A 17,324-nucleotide genomic window follows, 5' to 3' on the forward strand; every position below is an offset into this window, starting at 1 on the left:
TCGGGCGTTTGCCCGTCTGGTCACGACTGAAATCTTTTGTCTGTCAGCTTGCGAGTTCTTCAACGATCACCACCGGCGCCCCGGGGGCGACGGCCTGGCCGGCTTCCCGCCGCACTTCGATCACCTTGCCCGCCACCGGGCTCAGCAATTCGATTTCCATCTTCATGGACTCCACCACCGCCACCGGGCGCTGGGCGTCAATCACGTCGCCGGGCTTCACCAGGCACTCCCAGACATTGCCGGCGACGTGGCTTTCAATGGCGCACTGGCCGGCTGGCAGGTCAGTAATGTCGTCCTCGCCGGTGTCTTCAATTGGGGCTTCGGAACTGAAGTTGATCTGGCCGGATTCAATCCAGCGCTGCAGTTCCTCATCGAAGGCCTGCTTGCGGTGATCGGTAAAGCTCTGTATTTCGTCCTGGTTGTCGGCCAGGAACCGCTCGTAATCCTTGAGGTTGAACCGGGTTTCCTCTACTTCGATGGGGTAATCGCCGTTGGGGAAATCCCGGCGGATCTGCTGCAGTTCCTCGGCGCTCACCTCGTAGAAACGGATCTGATCGAAGAAGCGCAGCATCCACGGCTGGCCCGGCTGGAAGTACTCGGTGGTGCGATAACGGTTCCACATCTGCAGGGTGCGCCCGACAAACTGGTAACCGCCCGGCCCTTCCATACCGTAGATGCACAGGTAGGCGCCGCCGATACCCACCGAGTTTTCGGCGGTCCAGGTGCGGGCCGGGTTGTACTTGGTGGTCACCAGGCGGTGGCGCGGGTCCAGGGGGGTGGCCACCGGAGCACCCAGGTAGACATCGCCCAGGCCCATCACCAGATAGCTGGCGTCGAACACCGTCTTCTTGACCTCGTCGATGCTCTCAAGTCCGTTGATGCGGCGGATGAATTCCAGGTTGCTGGGGCACCAGGGCGCGTCCTTGCGTACCGACTGCATGTACTTGTTGATGGCCTGCTGGCAGGCTTCGTCGTCCCACGACAGGGGCAGATGCACGATGCGGGCGGGCACATCCCACTCGGGCTGTTTCTCCAGCTCTTTTTCGGCGCGGATAAGCAGCTCCAGCAAATCCCGCTGGTCCAGCTTCTGGCTGTCGTAATGCACCTGCAGGGACCGGATGCCTGGGGTCAGTTCCAGGATCGCCGGATGATCCTGCTCCCGCAGCCAGAGCATGAGCGCGTGGGCCCGGAAGCGCAGGCGGATGTCCAGCTCCATGTCGCCGTATTCCACCAGCACGTAATTGTCCCCGGCGGCCCGGTAGACCACGCCGGTTTCGTGCTCCCGGCTGCTCAGGGCATCCAGAATCGGGGTCTGGGGCTGGATCGGGCTAATCCGGGCACTGGCACCGGTCAGCGTGGCAATGGATTCATCCAGCGCCTGGCGCAACACCACCGCCTGTTCCTGATTGACCGGCACAAAGCGGACTTTATCCCCCGCCTTGAGCTGACCGAGTTTCCACAGGTCGGCGCTGATCACGGTCACCGGGCACACAAAACCACCCAGGCTGGGGCCGTCCGGGCCCAGAATCACCGGCATGTCGCCGGTAAAATCCACGGTGCCCACGGCGTAGGCGTTATCGTGAATGTTGGAGGGATGCATGCCCGCCTCACCGCCGTCACTGCGGGCCCACTCGGGTTTGGGACCAATCAGGCGAACGCCGGTGCGGCTGGAGTTGTAATGGATTTCCCATTCACTGTCGAAGAAGGTCTGGATGTCCTGCTCGGTGAAGTAGTCCGGCGCCCCGTGGGGGCCATAAGTCACGTGCAGATCCCAGGTCTTTCCGATGGCTGGTTTCAGATCGTTCGCCACCGAGGTGGCCTTCACCGGCTCAGCCTCGGCCAGCGCCAGCACATCCCCGGCCCGCAAGGCCCGACCACAATGACCACCGAACTGGCCCAGGGTGAAGGTGCTGCAGGAGGTAAGGTATTCCGGGCAGTCCAGGCCGCCCCGGAACAGGACATAGGCCCGGGCGCCGTCGGCAGTGGTGGCACCCAGCTTCAGGGTGGCGCCGGCGGGTACATCCACGACCTCCCAGAACTTCACCGGCTGGTCGTCCAGGGTGGCGTCCAGCTCGGCGCCCGTCAGCACGATCTGGGTCGCCCGGTTGAACGACAGCACCGGCCCTTTCAGGGTGATTTCCAGGCCCGGCGCGCCTTCCGGGTTGCCGAGCAGGCGATTGCCCAGGCGGAACGAATAGCTGTCAAACGGCCCGGAAGGCGGCACGCCGATTTCCCAGTAACCGATGCGGCCCGGGTAGTCCTGGATGGTGGTCAGCGTGCCGCCGGTGAGGACATCCACCGTGGCGGGCTGGTAGTCGAATTCGTTGAGGGTGCGGGTAAACAGGCGGCCCTCGACAAAACTCGGGTCGGCCAGCACCTGCTGCACGTAGGCCAGGTTGGTTTCGATGCCATACAGGCGGCTGTCACCAAGGGCGCCAAGCAAACGGGTGCGGGCAGATTCACGGTCGGATTCGTGGACAATCACCTTGGCCAGCATGGGGTCAAACAGCGGTGAAACTTCGGTGCCCGGCTGAATCCAGGTATCGATACGCAGGCCGTCGTCTTCCGGCCAGTCCACGTTGGTGAGTAGCCCGGCCCCGGGCTGGAAGTCCTTGTTCGGGTCCTCAGCATAGATGCGGGCCTGAATGGCGTGGCCCGACGGGTTCAGGTGGCGATCCAGTTCAGGCAGGTCCGCCAGGGTACCCATGCCCAGTTCCACCATCCAGCGTACCAGGTCCACGCCGTAGACCTGCTCGGTGACACCGTGCTCCACCTGCAGCCGGGTGTTCACTTCCAGGAAGTAGAATTCGGCGGTGTCCGGGTCGTAGATGAATTCCACGGTGCCGGCACTGCGATAGGCGATGCTCTCCCCCAACTTGCGGGCGGTTTCATGCATTCGCGCCCGGACGTCCTCGGTCAGACCCGGCGCCGGTGCTTCCTCGATCACTTTCTGGTTGCGCCGCTGGGCGGAGCAGTCCCGCTCACCCAGGGCCAGTACCTGACCGTTGCCATCACCAAACAGCTGGACTTCAATGTGGCGGGCGTGTTCCACGAACTTTTCCAGGAACACGCCGTCATTGCTGAAGTTGTTCTGGCTCAGGCGCTGGACCGATTCAAAATTCTTTTCCAGGTCCTCGGCGCCGTAACAGCGGGACATGCCAATGCCGCCGCCGCCGGCGGTGCTTTTGAGCATCACCGGGTAGCCAATATCGCTGGCCGCTTTCAGTGCGTCGTCCAGGTCGGTCAGCAGCTCCGTGCCCGGCAACAAGGGCACACCGGCCTCTTGGGCCAGGGCACGGGCGGTGTGCTTGAGCCCAAACTGCTCCATCTGCTCCGGGGTGGGCCCAAGGAACACCACGCCCTCGGCCTCACAGCGGCGGGCGAAATCCGCGTTCTCGCTAAGAAAGCCGTAACCTGGGTGAATGGCACCGGCGCCGCTCTGGCGCACCACCTCAAACAGTTTGTCCTGGTCGAGGTAGGTCTGGGCGGCGGTACCCTCCCCCAGTGGCCAGGCTTCGTCGGCCTGACGCACATGCAGGGAATCTGCATCGGCCTCGGCGTACACGACCACCGAGCCAACGCTCAGCGCTCGAAGTGTACGAATTACGCGACAGGCAATGGCGCCCCGATTGGCGATCAGTACCTTGTCGACGGGTCGGTTCAACTCCATACCAGCACCTCGATCGGCGTGGGGTTCCAGCCATTACAGGGGTTGTTGAGCTGCGGACAGTTGGAAATCATCACCAGCACATCCATCTTCGCTTCCAGTTCCACGTACTTGCCGGCATCGGAAATGCCATCGGCAAACGTCAGTCCGCCATCGGCGGTCACGGGCACGTTCATGAAGAAGTTGATGTTGTGGGTAATGTCCCGCTTGGTCATGCCCAGCTCTTCGTGCTCGGTGACCGCCACCAGCCAGCTGTCCCGGCAGGCATGCATGCACTTTTTCTCCAGCGCGTAACGGGTGGTGTTGCTCTCCGCCGCGCAGGCGCCACCGAGGGTGTCGTGCCGGCCGCAGGTATCGGCGGTGATTTCCAGCATCGGGTTATTTTCCGAGGACATCAGTACAGAGCCGGCGGTCAGGTAAACATTGCCCTGCTCGCGGATGGTGTCCATCACGCTGTAGCGCTCGGTGGGGTTGTGGGCGTTGTAGAACAGGGTGTCGGCGGCCTGGTTACCTTCCAGATCGAGAATCCGCACGGTCTCGCCGGCCTTCACCACTTTCAGGAAATACTCACCAGCGGGAACGGTTTCCCGGAAGCTGGCATTTTCGGGGTTCAATTCGCTTACCTTGATCATGTCCGGCCTCCCTCACAGGAACGAGTGGTACAGGGCGTTATTGGCGAAGGCGCGGGTGGCCTCCGGCGACGAGGTCTTGCAAGGGTCGGCATCGGTGACGGGGGCCGCCTTGAAGAGCTGGTAACGCACGGGGTGGCTTGGGTATTCCGTGGCCGGGTTCATCGGGTGCGGGCAGGTATGCAATACCACGATGGTGTCCATCTCGAACCGCAGGTCGACGGTGGCACCGGCGTGGGAATGGTTTTCGGCAAACGCCATGTTGCCCTCGTCGTCGGTGTGCACCTTACTGAACCAGTTCAGGTTGGCGGTGAGGTCTTTCTTGCCCAGCCCGTACTTGGCCAGTTCGTTGAGAAAGCTGCTGATGCCGTTGCGGTGGTAGTGATTGTGAGCCTGTTGATAAGTCTTCCGACCCCAACGCTGTTCCACCAGCTCGGCGTTGCAGGTACCGCTGACGGAATCGTGCCAGCCCAGGTCGTCACGGATGATGGACGCGAATACCCGCCCCATGTCCGACATGAGCACGTGGCCCTTGGTGAGCAGGAAGGTGTGCTGGTTCTTGAGGGTATCCGGCATGTTGTACCGCTCGAGGAGATTCTCGAGGTTGTACATCAACATACCAACGTTGGCGCCACCGGTTTCGTCAATCAGGCGCAGCACGTGGCCGCGGCGCATGATGAAGGACCAGTGGGATCCGCCGGGAATCAGATCGTCGTAGAGGGGAGCTGCCGTTTCGAGCATGGCCTTTTCCTCCTGGCTGGGCGTTTCAAAAAAACGAGAGGCGTCAGTAACTGAACGATCCTCCCGGGCTTTTGTCCCGCCGTGTAGCCTTGGAAAGGCCGTCAACTCTCGGACCAGTCGTCTGCGGTAGTGGGCAGACCGGAACCCTAGTTGACCATTTGTCAGATTGTTGCGCTTTGATGGTGGTTTCAGAAACCAACGTCTCGCTGCGTGGTTCTAACCAATCAAGGTTTGTGCCATTTTAATTCAAGTAACTGATATTTATTGAAAATATGGCCTTTCAGGTGGGAATAAAGGAGAAATGCACGGCGAGTAATATGCCCGCCGTTGGTGCAGTCGAACCGCGATGGTGCAGGTTCAGGATCACTTGCCGATGCAGAATATTTATTATCTTTTAAAAACAATAACTTATAAAGTTATCGGAGCACCCTTGGAGTACGGGAATTTGCGAAAAAAAGTGTAAATATTGGCAAATTTCCTCTGCGTCGGCTCCTGACGACCCATTTTAAACTGGGATAAGTGGGAAACTGGGAGCCTTGTATACGCTTTTATCTCTATGAAATCAGTGCCGTGAGATCGCTCTTTCAGCCCCTTCTGCCAAACAAAATTATAGTAACATCGTTTTCTAAACGGATCCGTTCTCATTTTGAACGGACTTGACGCACAACGTTGTTGTGCATAAAATGACTAAAAAGCGATCAGGTAACTATGGCGGTTGAATTCAGGGATATATGGCTGGAGGCTTTCTACGACGAAGACCAAAGCCACAAGAAAATACCCAGCACTATTGAAGGCGCTCTGTTCAGAAAGATTCAGATTCTGGATGCCGCGACGCAGGAGTCAGACTTGAGGATTCCGCCGGGTAACCGTTTTGAACATTTGCAGGGAAACCTTTCTGGATGGTGTTCCATTCGGGTTAACAAACAGTATCGCCTGATTTTTCGCTGGGAAGATGGCACCGCCCAAGATACATATCTAGACCCGCATGTTTACAAGGGCTAGAGGAGGTTATGGTAATGAGGAATACAAAACGTCGTCCAGTGACAGTTGGCGAAATGCTGGTCAGCGAGTTTCTGGAGCCGATGAAAATAGAAATCAGTGAACTGGCCGAAGCAATGGGTGTGCACAGAAATACACTCAGCCGGATTGCACATGACAAAGGCACGCTGACAGCACCCATGGCCATCAAACTCGCAGCGGCTTTGGGGAATACGCCGGAGTTCTGGCTGAATATTCAGCACGCGGTTGAGTTATGGGATGTTCGTCATCGTGCCTATGAGCACGAAGCTAAGAACGTAAAACCTGTAAAGCCCCACGTTCTACCGATGAAGCAGGCCTGAAGAATATTTCGGTTCCGCCGTGCTTCCCGTTCTTTTGAAAATCTACAACTAACCGCCATAAACGATGTTACCGATACCAGGTCTTTTTGCACCTAGGTAAAACAGCAATCGGTATGCGCATTATACAACTATGATCTACGGCACAAAAATCGCCCAAACCGTTCCATGCCTATCCAAATGTGATTGAGTCGTTAATCATAGTTTTCTCTACCATTCTTGAGCCCATAATCCGTCTTCATCGTGACGCCGGGCCTCTTGCTCGTATGATTCGGCAAGGCCTTCGATCATCGAAGCGACGTTGGGTTTTGAGTCTTTCCAATGAATGGAGAAACGCCTGAATTCCTCCGCAACCTTCCGCTCCTGCAGCCCGCCGTCGTATGGCATGCGAGAAGTAACGCCTCGGGAATTGTATACTCCTGTACAAAAACCTTGCCTGATATCTTCGCAGTCGTCCATATCCAACAATTCAGCTATGACTGGATCTGGCCAGCAATCGAAATCTTGATTTATAGGCCAGTTAGATAGCCAAGTACCAATCTTCAAATCAGTGATGACTTCTCGATCTTTCTCCTTTGCCAATACCCGAACTCTATTGATCCATGAGAAAAAACTCTCCCTCACAATCTCCCCATTGGACTCTAGCCCAGGAACACCACGCCCACTATGGAGCAAGGAACCTGCTGTTTCTGCAGACGCACGTATGTTTCCGGGGGCAGGTTCAAGCTTGGCATTACTCGGCTTGTACACCAAGCATATAAGCTCCATGAACGATTCAGGGTTGCTCAATATCTCCGCCATCAAATGGGGCATACCATACTTATCATGTTTAAGAGCTGGATAGTAAGCAAATTCCAGACCCACCATCTCAGGCTGGCTGCAGTCCTTTTTGGAAAGCACCTCAAATACACGAGCGATATGCCATGGCTGTGGAAGGGCCGCATTTTTTTCCTGACCGCTAGCAATTCCTTTGAGTATACGAATCAGCAGTTCGCAGGGTAGTTCGGATGCGCGACCTCCCACGGCTTCCATTGCGGTATTAGGCCTACCTGCAGTCAAAAGCTTTTCTATACAGAAAGATAAATGACTACTACTAGACCGAATAGAGGAAGGCCTGACAACAAACCAGAAGTGATCGTGAAGTGTTGGTGGTTGTGTTTCGATAACTTGCCATAGAGCCATCGACTGCGGCGCATTGGATATAAAATCAGCAACCTGCTCTGGGGATCGCGCTTGTTTCTCAAGCGAGCCCAAACAGGTTTGTAGGAAATCAATAAATTCTTCTTGAGGTACTGCATGCAGCACCCCTGAGGTCAACGAGTCAAATATAAAATCATTTTGCAAGGTGACATACCATTGACATAACCACCGCACCAACTCATCACGTTCAAACGGTTCCTTAACCAACTCCCAGCCTACAAGCCCTGGCACCTCACATTGCTTGGCTAGTTCATTAATGCCTTGCCAACCCCGAGCTGCGAATATCTCTCGAATGGCCATAGTGCGCAATGCTGCCCTCACCTTTTCTGCCTCTTCAAAGTCATTTTCCCGTCCATCTGGAAGCGCGACCAAACCATTGGCGAAAATCCAAGCATGTCTCTTAACCAAATCATCGGCTGCCAATTCATCGAATAAGGGCCTCAGTGCATCCGCTGAATATCGATCGTGACTACCTCCGTCTTGATTAAAAGAATTCTCCCAATTCAGCAGCTTCCTAGTTGCACTGCGAACAATTTCCCTATCTTCATCGGGGAAGCTTTTTGCGCTGACAACCAATGCTATGACCTCGTCACGGAAATTCGTATCCAACTCATCAATCTTGGGTATCAAATCGGCAATGCGCTTGGCATTTCCCTGAGCTTGTTCGAGCAACAAACTTGCAACTGGAAGTACGAGCTGCCTAATTTCTCCATAGGTAACAACTTCACCTGCGCCAGCGTCATCGTCGCGCCACTGGGGCTTTGCATTAGGTGAAGCCATATCGTGTCGCCCTGGCAGTAATGCCAGCAAAAGTTTCCAAGCTGTTTCAGGATGTCGCTCGATTATGTTTCTGACTGTACGGAGGCGAAGTTCGACCGACGCTGCCGTCTGCGGGTACCACGGTCGGAAAAGAGAAACCAATGAATTGAACGGTGTGTTGCCCCAATTACCCTTTACTTCCACATCAGACAGTTCAGCCAGGATCTTCGCCACCCGGCCGAGCCGGACGGGGTACCACGCCAACAACTCCAGTGCCCAAAGCAGGGTGGCATGCCAGCAGCGGCCAGATACCCCCGATGATTGTGTTTCCGTAATTAACCGAGCAACCGGTTTGTCAGGCTTACGCAAACTTTTTTCGATCGCGCGCAGGAACTCATCGGGAGCGGCCTCGGCGAATGACTTTAGAAAGGATGAAATTGAAAGCCAGCGTTCTCCACTAGCTTCCTCAAGAAGCTGACCAACGAAGCACCTCACATGGTCATTGATAACAGTTGAGCCCGCGTTATCAGAAAAGTAACCCAATTTCGCAATTGACTCCGCCATGGCTTCCATCACAACACCGGAGTGCTCACGAACCTTGCCATAGATAGAAGCCATCCAACGCTTATCTTCCTCGAGATCCAAGGCCGGGTCAGGCTCTTCGAACACAGCCCTGGCGACCTCGAAGAATCTCATCAATATATCGCTCGTTATCCGAGGGGCTATGAGATGCAACAACTCTAGCGGTGCCTTGGCTTTCCATAGGGAGCCGATTTTTATCACGGGCGCATCATCGAGGGCGACTAGTCGCAGTAGTTCGTTTTCGATGTCCTCATAAGCGCGGTTGGCAATCTTTGAGATACAAGCCTTGTCACCATCTGAGGCGCTATTCCAGGCACCTACGAGAGTCAGAATAAGCAGGCTTGTGGAATCGGCAGCCTCGATCCATTCCGGCTTCTTGATGGCGGGATTTAGCGCATGCCAACGGCGAAAAACGGTCCACGATCTTCCCATTGTACGAGCATATCGGGCAGCATCAGATGCTGCTATACCCAGTTCAATCAGGGATCTCTCGAATTCATCAGGCTTTGGACGTCGGAGCTCTATAGTTTTCTGCTCTATCGCTCTTCCACCAATGCCCATGAGATTGAAAGCCTGATCTCCAAAAGCCATAGGGACTATTAGGCTAATTCCATTACGCGGGGAACGATGGTAGCTCAGTCGGTTATCGGTGATGACTACCACTTCAATGCCAGGGTTAGCATCGACAAATTGCCAGCCTTCTTCTGAGGTTACGCAGGCGGCGCGTGTGGAATATCCGTCTTCAATCAATAGCGCGCATACAAAGGCAACAGCTTCGGACTGACTGTCAGCCATAACAGAAATCAACGGTTCATGCTGCTGGATGCTGTTCTTTAATGCAGTCCTGGATTCCTCCCGACCGACAAACAAATTAGAGGCTGTTACAACCGGTTTGGATTGGTTGCCCCAGTGAGCCCAGTGGTTCTCTACAGCCTCTATGCCGTGACCGGCGATATCCAACTGAATACCCAACCACAACGCGGTGGCCGGAGAGGTTTCCAGCCAGGCTTCGAGATCGTCTCCATCCCACACCCAAACATCAGCCCAAGCATTCAGGCTTCTCACGCTTTCCCGCCATGCGTCTTTTCCAGGCCAACGACGAGAAGTCACAAAAACGAAAATGGCCCGAGCAGCATCCGCTTTGGAAATCTGTTCCAGACGTTTTTTGAAATCACTTCTCGCTTTTAAAGCCGGATCTTTTGAAGTGCCCAGTTCCCAATAACTGACTCCACTTGGAACCCAAGGGTTTCCCTCTGCCGTTTCTATAACACCGTCCCAGCCAGGTATATTGACTGAGTCGCCGCCCGGCATGACAAGTGCCGTGGTACGAGCTGTTGCCGAAATCAATCTTCTCACCAATACGGGAAGCATCCCCTGGGCTTCACGCCTGTCTGACCACTGTGTGAGATGGGTTGCTGTTATACGCATGGTGAAAATCCTCCGCAGTAATTGTCGGCAACTTTCTTTAAATCCAGACGCCGGAGTCCATCACCGAACTGGGAAAAGTGGAAAACTGGGATAACACCACTGTGTTTCAATGAGTTATGTTCTCGTTTAATCATTCGGAGGCGCCCAATCGAGGAACTCTTGCTCCTGAAATACTGGATTGCTCCGTAATCCTTCGGCTTCTTTGTTCCAGCCGTATTTCTCGCATATTGTTGATGCTTCTTCGATTTTCTTTTCCGGGACGGTCTTTTGCTGTCCCGAGGCTACTTCCAATGGATTCATCCGCCAAAGCTTAAGACTATGGCCGATAGACCTGATGCTATCGGCTAATCTTGCCGCAATCCTAAACCCACCTACATCAATGTCGCCCCAATGCAGGATTTCGGTGGGCTCCACGGATGAAAGTATTCGATTGTATGCCGCGAGAAAAGATGGTGTGGGGTTACCAGCAAGATAAACGATCAGCAAGTCCCTCGCGTTTTTTGCGAGGTCAACTGCTTCGTTGAAGCTCGCTAGATTCTCAATGGTGAGAACACGCCGAATAGGATCATTTGAAACGACCAGGCCTTTAATGGTGTCCGGTCTGAAGCCGAGATAGGGGGACGCCAGAGGAATAGCTACCCCTTCAATTTGAATCCTACAATCCGGTGGGCCACTCAGAAGCATAGGTTGAGGATGCTTTACCAGGCCCAACCGCGCAAAAACATCGTCTTCTTCGGTTTCTGCGGGCTCTCCAAGAAGGAAAGCAAGCTGACGAGACAGTGCTTCTATCCGTTTACTATCACTGAATAGCCTGGCGCTTAGCTTGCGTAGCAGTACATCCTGCCCACCTTCAGAAAGTTTTTGCGCGGCATCTATAACCCTCATGCTGTCGACCAGTTGATTTGCACGCTCTGCTGGCACACCTCCAGGGGCCTTTCCGAAACGCCACGCATCAATAATGTGGTCAACGTTAGGGAGCCCTTCTTTAGCTACAGCCGCTATTCTTGCTATGGCTCGCGAGGCAACTTCCCACGGCAATTCTTCGCCAAAAATACTCACCACCGCTTTGGGATCAAGCAGCGTTACTCTCGAAAGCTGCCCTCTCTCTCCTGCACCGACGTCCCAGTCTACCTTTATCGCCTTTGCATTTGAGTAGATCTGAAGTCGCGCATGATACTCCTCTCGGTCTGCAAAGCGCTCAAGGCGATAGTACTCCCGCAAGCTCGAATTCGTTGCAGGCAAACTTACCGAAATTTTTTCTACAGACGGGTCAAGTTCGCCATCTGCGAATACAGCACGGGCAGCTTTTTTGATAAGGCGACGCATACTCTCATCACATGCATCTGCTCCTGAGCGCAGCATCATTGCCCACCATTGTCAGAAACTGCATATTCTACTGGCTGTTCAAATCCAAGTTGCTGGTAAGCACCTTTCATAACCTCCGGGTTCTCGTCAGGCATATCACTCACCATCAGTTTGTTGGCTGCCTCCTTGAATTTGGTCCGTTCCATTTGTAGGTCCAGCCCTTCTCGATCCAAGTCATAGATGGTCTGGGTTACAGGTGCCAGCTTGGTGCGTTCAAGCTCCGGCCCCGCCATAATAAGCTGCAAGCCGATGCTTTGAAGGAAGCGTGCGGTGGCTATGGCGTTGATTGTGTCCATGCCATGAAAAGCCTCATCAAGACAAATAAGGCCGATACCGCGTTGCTTTCCTTTGTTACTGTGGAGCCTGTAAGCCTTTGCAAGAGCAGCACCCGCGGCAACGTACATCGGCGCTATGTGTTCACCATTGGATCCTGCCCCTTGCCGGTTACTCATACGATCCACTCTTTTACCATCGACCAAGATGTCTAAATCAAAGGTATAGAACTGTCGGTAGTCTAGAACGCCACTAGCGTTACCAGAGTCAGCAGCGGCTTCCACGAGATCGCGGAGAGTTTCATTAATCTCATCGGGGTTTTCGGCAAACAAAGAAAAATTGGTGTCTTCTTGAGCAATCTGGTTGATGTATCGCACTAAGGCTTCGTATTGCGGCACAACCTTGGCTGTGAACTTGTAACGTTCCCCACCGGTGAAAGACGGACATGATTCAAGTATTTTATTTCGCTCCCGACGCTCCAACTCCATTTCTTTGAACCGATCATGGAGAGACATGGCGATGTCTGAGCGCAGCGTTTCCTCGGATGCCTGACGGGCCAACTCAGCTTCCTCCTCGTACCGATGCAATTCGGTATTAAAAAGCTTCGTCTTTTCCTCTAGTGTCCATGCATAACGTTCATGCCATTCCATATGGGGCACTTGCACATCCAAACGCTCGTCTTGGACATAGCGGGCAAGTTCAAGAGAAGCGTTTTCCTCGGCCTTCCTCAAGCGGGGTGTGTGATAGTCAAGTTTCCTATCCACCTCTTGAAGCCGAAGATCGTAGCTGGTTTCGGCGCGCTCAATCTCGTCTTTCATACTGTCCAGCCACTCTTTATCGACTAAAGCGTTGGTTACAGCTTCATGTTCAGCTTGGCGACTTGCAGGTAACTGTTGTTCCAGTTGCTCTTTCCGCTCCCCACATTGACCTATTTGCTCTTTCAACCCTGCCGCGAGTCGATCATGCTTCGTATACTGATTGTCGTATTCTGAGTGTTGCGAGACAGCAGCTCTAAGAAGAGATCGCAACTCATCTAGGTGTGAGACATCTAGGCCCTTGAGCTGCTGATATGCCAGGTTAATCACCTTATTGGCCTCTGCAAGCTTCTCAGTGACGCCCTGATCGTCATCGTTGGCGTTCGTGGCGAGAGCTTTTTCGAGTCCTTCCACGCGTTTCCTCTGCGTCTCAAGCTGCTCCAGTTCTCCCTGGAGTTCCGATACATGTCGCGATAATTGCGATGTGTCCTGGACTTCCTTGCCTATACGAAGATCACTTATCGGTGCGATGCGGATGGATTTTGTTAGACCTCCCTGGCTCAGCATTCCGTCTCGGGTGATTGCTCTTGGATGGGTCTCGAGCTCCAGTTCGGTGTCGACTAAGCGCATGTTTCCGAACTTCTGCCAAACGAAACGACGAGCCGTATCGTCATCGGTCTCAAAAACACCCAATGCGAATTCCTCACCTTTAGCGGAAGTGTCGACATTGCGTAGGTGAGATGGCTGGATGATAGCCGCACCGTTTACCTGGATGCCTTGCTGCCTCGCCTGGCGCAATAGTTTGACCGCCTCACGGGTCTCTCCTTCCGTGATAATCAGAGCATCACGATCACCACCTAAATAAGCCTCCAAAGCCGGCGCCCAGCTTGCGTCCGAAATGCGTAGTAACGCCGACAGGGGCTTAGCTTCCATACCGGCGCGATTAAGTATCTCCAATAACCGCGCTGCGCCATCATTCAACAATCGTCCGGTTTGAGCTGCTGCTGAAATCCGACGTCGAATTGCATCACGCTCCTCACCCAGTTCATTTTGCTTCTTTTGGATCAAGGCCAGATTAGACTGAGAGAAGACCCGAATTTGTGCGAGATCCCCGTCGAGCTTCCCAATTGATTCGCTCAGCGCGCTTCCCGAGTTTTCACTTCCCCGAGCCTCGACCAGCTCATCAACTACGGTACTCATAAGACTTCGAATCTCAGAAAAAACCGGTTCGTCGATCAACTCTCTTAGCGAAGTGATCAGGCGGTTCGCTCGGGATATCTCCGGATGTTGGTAGGCTGTAATTATTTGGCGCTGAGAGTTAATCTGATCTTCGAGGCGTTGCCGAAGCTGCTCATTTTGGTCGCTCTCCAAGCGAACCTTCAGTTGGGTAATTTCCTCTTGTTTGAGATCTCGCTGTTCTTTCGCATCAGCAGCAAAGCCTTCTGCAGTTTTTGTTTGGTCTTGGAGTGTATCGATCTGGGTTTCGATATCGTCAATCTTCTCTCCCAGCCATTCGGCATTAAAAATCGCTTTTATGGCTTCAAGAGTTGCGATTCGACGTTCTGCCTGGCGCGCGCGATCAAAGTCAGTAATGATGCCTTCGAGCCGTGAGATTCTTGCTTTTGTTTTCTTTATCAAATCGCGCAATGCGATAAACTGTTCGACCTGCTTGCGAAACGTCGCAATATCAACTGGATTGGACTCAACCACGTAATCTCGGACAAATTGATCGATCGAATCGACATTTTTCAGGGTCATCGACTTCACGAAAGACGACATAAACCGTCGTGCATTAGGCATTCGCTCGCCATTCAGAGCGTATAGCAGCTCCTGAACATACTCACTCGATTTATCGGTAAAGATGGGCGTCCGTCCTTTGTTCCGAGCTTGTTCTCGGACATTTTCTCGAAAGTCTGCAAACGGGATCGGGCGCTGATCGTCGCCGTCGTAGACAATGCAATCGTCGGCTTTTAAAGCCAATCCAGGGAGGACAAAAAGGCCTTTAACCTCGTGCTCATCAGTTTCTGCATCGGCCTCGATGCAAATTCCAGCAGAAACCCATTCAGTTTCCTTATTATCGCCAAAGACCAAAATGATGTAGGTTCGAGCCTCGTCACGCGCGCGCCCGATCACTTCACTGTCTTTCTCTGGATTGCGGAGCATGCCAAGGCAATAGCCAGCTAAGCTTCGCCGCTGCTTGGTTGATACCGATTGGGTATTAAAACGTGTGTACTGCTGATTTCCCCCGAGCATTGCGATTTGTATCGCGTCCAGCGTCGACGATTTTCCAGAGCCATTTGGCCCCAGGAAGGCAGTTGCTCCTGCTACCTCAATATCGACTGCTTCGTGGAGATAGAACTGGACTAATGAGATGCGTTTGAGCTGTTTCACAAAGAACTCTCCTTTTGTTCTGTCGTATCGCCCAACCCATCAGGCTCATATAAAAACTCTGCATGGGATTTCAGCATGGCGAGAGTTCGTTCGTTTATCAGGCTTTGAATACCGGGCAGAATCTCAGCAAACCATGTCGCCTCACCTAAGTTCTCAGTTCTGACTAAACGAGCAATTCCCCACCTTTTCATTGCATCCATCATCCCCTGAAGCTCCGACTGGGGCTTCATTGGTAATTCACGTCCTGTTGATTCCTGGAACGCCGCCTCTAGTTCAGGCAAGCTAACACCCGCAACGCCTGCATTGAGTGATCCCCTGTTCATGTGATGGTCATACAGTTTCCGCAACACCAAAGCCAATAAGGTGTGCATCAGAGGAATCTTGCTAACTTCGGTAACTGTCGGAACAGCAGCCACATATCGCTCCTGGACATTGAGATCGAGCATGCAGCCAAAGAGATCAAGCGCTTCCGCGAATGCATTTTCGTGGGCCGCCACCAAGTCATAGTCTGATCTCTGCTTCGGGTTTGCCTGGTACAACACTTGATCAACAATCAGACGTTGTGCCGCCCTCTGAAAATCCCGAACAGTATGAGCCTCGTCTTGCTCTGCAATACGTTTCCAGCTAGTTGGCATTATTTGTACTCCCGTCCTTTCGGCGACGAATCCTTACAACAGGCGCCTCAATGTATTCGTTCTCAAAGCGCTCACCTGTCAGCTCAATCTCGATATGCCTGTTGAGCTCCTTGAATAGTGTTGGTCGAACAATGCCGGCCCGAGCATTCCTTTCCGTTCGGTCGGCAATCAACCCAAGGCGAGAGAATGCTGCCAAAATACATAGGTCGTTGATGGAATCCACTTCCATGGAACTGCTTTCTAAAATACCTCCAGAGTCCACATGACGATCGATGTACTGAATAATGCGAGCCTCCGAAACCTCTCGGTTCCCCTTCATGATTTGACGGACCAATCGTCGTGCTCTTGCCTCCGGTGACAGCTGACGCTTCTGGATAACCGCACCTCTGCGCTTTCGTGGCTTCTTGTTCGGCATTTTCAGGGCGTCTTCACTTAAGAGTCGTCCTTGAGACCAACCTGTGGGTAGAGCCAGATTTTTATCATTGGGTCGCGAATCAGCAGCGCGAACAACTGCATTTATGACCTGATCGGTCTTCATATCGAAATTGCCCTGAGAGCGGACCTTGTATTCGAGATATCCGAGGGCTTGGTCGTTGGCGCGGGTGACGGCATCTTTAAGGCGTGCGAGCAATCGGTCGACCTCGCGAAGTGCCAGAACACGGGCCGTATCACTTTCAATTAATGCATCCGCTTCTTCAGTAGACCGACAACGTAAGTTCTTGCGATACCACCGACGCAATTGTTCACGACTTTCTGGTTCTTCTGTAATTCGGGAAGCGAGGTCGACGATATCCCAGCGAGATGCGAGAGGATGATTTCGGGAAAACAGGTCTGAGTAGTCGCCGATATACAAACTGGAGATATAGTCACCAAAAAACTTCTCGAGGAAGAGATGGGTTGACTCCTGGGTGCGCAAGTATTCACTAGCTTCCCTAACGCGCATGCGCGTAGTGTTCAACATTCGCAGAAGCGCGGAACATTCTTTAGCAGCAACCTGGAACACCGCGGCATTTTTTTCAGGATCCGCCTGCACCTGCAGTAAGTTATTCCGGACCGATTGCACACGCCCACCGATAAACTCGGGTCCTTGCTCAGCAAAGGTTTTGAGCAACTCAAACAGGTTTTGGACCGTGGGGCGCATGATGACGAATTGGGTAAAGCCAACTCGATCGATGCTCAGCCAGCCACTATCCAGGAAGCTTGAAAGAGCGTCATGGGCGCGTATGTTTACCGGAGTCCCTCGCTCCTCAACATTGGTTTCATGCTCATCATCCCACCGGACCAAGAAACGCTCAATTGATGCCACCACACGCTTCTGTGTCCAGCCTTCTCCCTCTGGAGGATCAGCCTCAGGTGCAAAGAAATCGTTATACAGATGGTTTAGGAGCGACCAGTTACGACGCGCATGCTCGTGCGCCCCGAGCGGTCTAAAAATATGCTCAGGTACACGATCAAATAGGTTGTCCGCATCTTCAGGCATAGGCCACCCAATCTTCCTAGACTCCTAGTTAACATCAATGTTAAATTAACACTGATATTAATACAAATCCAGCAGAGAGTTA

At 53.4% G+C, this 17,324-nt stretch carries 10 protein-coding genes and 1 riboswitch; of the genes, 2 read left to right on the forward strand and 8 right to left on the reverse strand.

What is annotated here, in order from left to right:
- Positions 1-43 precede the first annotated feature (43 nt).
- The 3 genes from uca to BMZ63_RS08890 are packed head-to-tail and all read right to left on the reverse strand — an operon-like array spanning position 44 to position 5,037.
- Entirely contained in the window at positions 44-3,670 is a 3,627-nt protein-coding gene (gene uca, locus BMZ63_RS08880) for an urea carboxylase (protein ID WP_091704543.1), read from the reverse strand.
- Positions 3,661-4,299, reverse strand: a complete 639-nt coding sequence (locus tag BMZ63_RS08885) for an urea amidolyase associated protein UAAP2 (RefSeq protein WP_091704546.1) — start codon at positions 4,297-4,299, stop codon at positions 3,661-3,663. Before BMZ63_RS08885 ends, uca begins: the two co-directional genes overlap by 10 nt.
- Before the next feature lie 12 nt (positions 4,300-4,311).
- Positions 4,312-5,037: an urea amidolyase associated protein UAAP1 gene (locus tag BMZ63_RS08890; protein WP_091704549.1), complete on the reverse strand. Its 726-nt coding sequence runs from the start codon at positions 5,035-5,037 to the stop codon at positions 4,312-4,314.
- A 58-nt stretch (positions 5,038-5,095) separates the two neighbouring features.
- Positions 5,096-5,198: riboswitch (guanidine-I (ykkC/yxkD leader) on the reverse strand.
- 547 nt (positions 5,199-5,745) lie between these two features.
- On the opposite strand from BMZ63_RS08890, the gene BMZ63_RS08895 reads away from it, so the two are divergent.
- A complete protein-coding gene (locus BMZ63_RS08895) occupies positions 5,746-6,039 on the forward strand; it encodes a type II toxin-antitoxin system RelE/ParE family toxin (RefSeq protein WP_044628576.1) in 294 nt (97 codons plus the stop codon).
- Between the two features lie 14 nt (positions 6,040-6,053).
- Positions 6,054-6,377: a HigA family addiction module antitoxin gene (locus BMZ63_RS08900; RefSeq protein ID WP_091704551.1), complete on the forward strand. Its 324-nt coding sequence runs from the start codon at positions 6,054-6,056 to the stop codon at positions 6,375-6,377.
- 207 nt (positions 6,378-6,584) lie between these two features.
- Here BMZ63_RS08900 and BMZ63_RS08905 read toward each other — a convergent pair whose 3' ends face one another.
- From BMZ63_RS08905 to BMZ63_RS08925, 5 genes are all read right to left on the reverse strand, one after another.
- The gene (locus tag BMZ63_RS08905; RefSeq protein WP_091704555.1) at positions 6,585-10,343 is read right to left on the reverse strand and encodes a hypothetical protein; all 3,759 of its coding nucleotides are present in this window, start codon (positions 10,341-10,343) and stop codon (positions 6,585-6,587) included.
- A gap of 126 nt (positions 10,344-10,469) precedes the next feature.
- Positions 10,470-11,708 carry a Wadjet anti-phage system protein JetD domain-containing protein gene (locus tag BMZ63_RS08910; RefSeq protein WP_218141230.1) on the reverse strand — a complete coding sequence of 413 codons (1,239 nt, stop codon included), beginning with the start codon at positions 11,706-11,708 and terminating at the stop codon, positions 10,470-10,472.
- Positions 11,705-15,127 carry an SbcC/MukB-like Walker B domain-containing protein gene (locus tag BMZ63_RS08915; protein ID WP_091704560.1) on the reverse strand — a complete coding sequence of 1,141 codons (3,423 nt, stop codon included), beginning with the start codon at positions 15,125-15,127 and terminating at the stop codon, positions 11,705-11,707. Before BMZ63_RS08915 ends, BMZ63_RS08910 begins: the two co-directional genes overlap by 4 nt.
- A complete protein-coding gene (locus BMZ63_RS08920) occupies positions 15,124-15,762 on the reverse strand; it encodes a DUF4194 domain-containing protein (RefSeq protein ID WP_091704563.1) in 639 nt (212 codons plus the stop codon). The genes BMZ63_RS08915 and BMZ63_RS08920 overlap by 4 nt, the downstream gene beginning before the upstream one ends.
- Positions 15,752-17,242: a Wadjet anti-phage system protein JetA family protein gene (locus tag BMZ63_RS08925; protein ID WP_091704565.1), complete on the reverse strand. Its 1,491-nt coding sequence runs from the start codon at positions 17,240-17,242 to the stop codon at positions 15,752-15,754. The genes BMZ63_RS08920 and BMZ63_RS08925 overlap by 11 nt, the downstream gene beginning before the upstream one ends.
- Positions 17,243-17,324: the final 82 nt, after the last annotated feature.

Origin of the sequence: Marinobacter persicus (genome assembly GCF_900114155.1) — a bacterium.
Classification (GTDB): Bacteria; Pseudomonadota; Gammaproteobacteria; order Pseudomonadales; family Oleiphilaceae; genus Marinobacter; species Marinobacter persicus.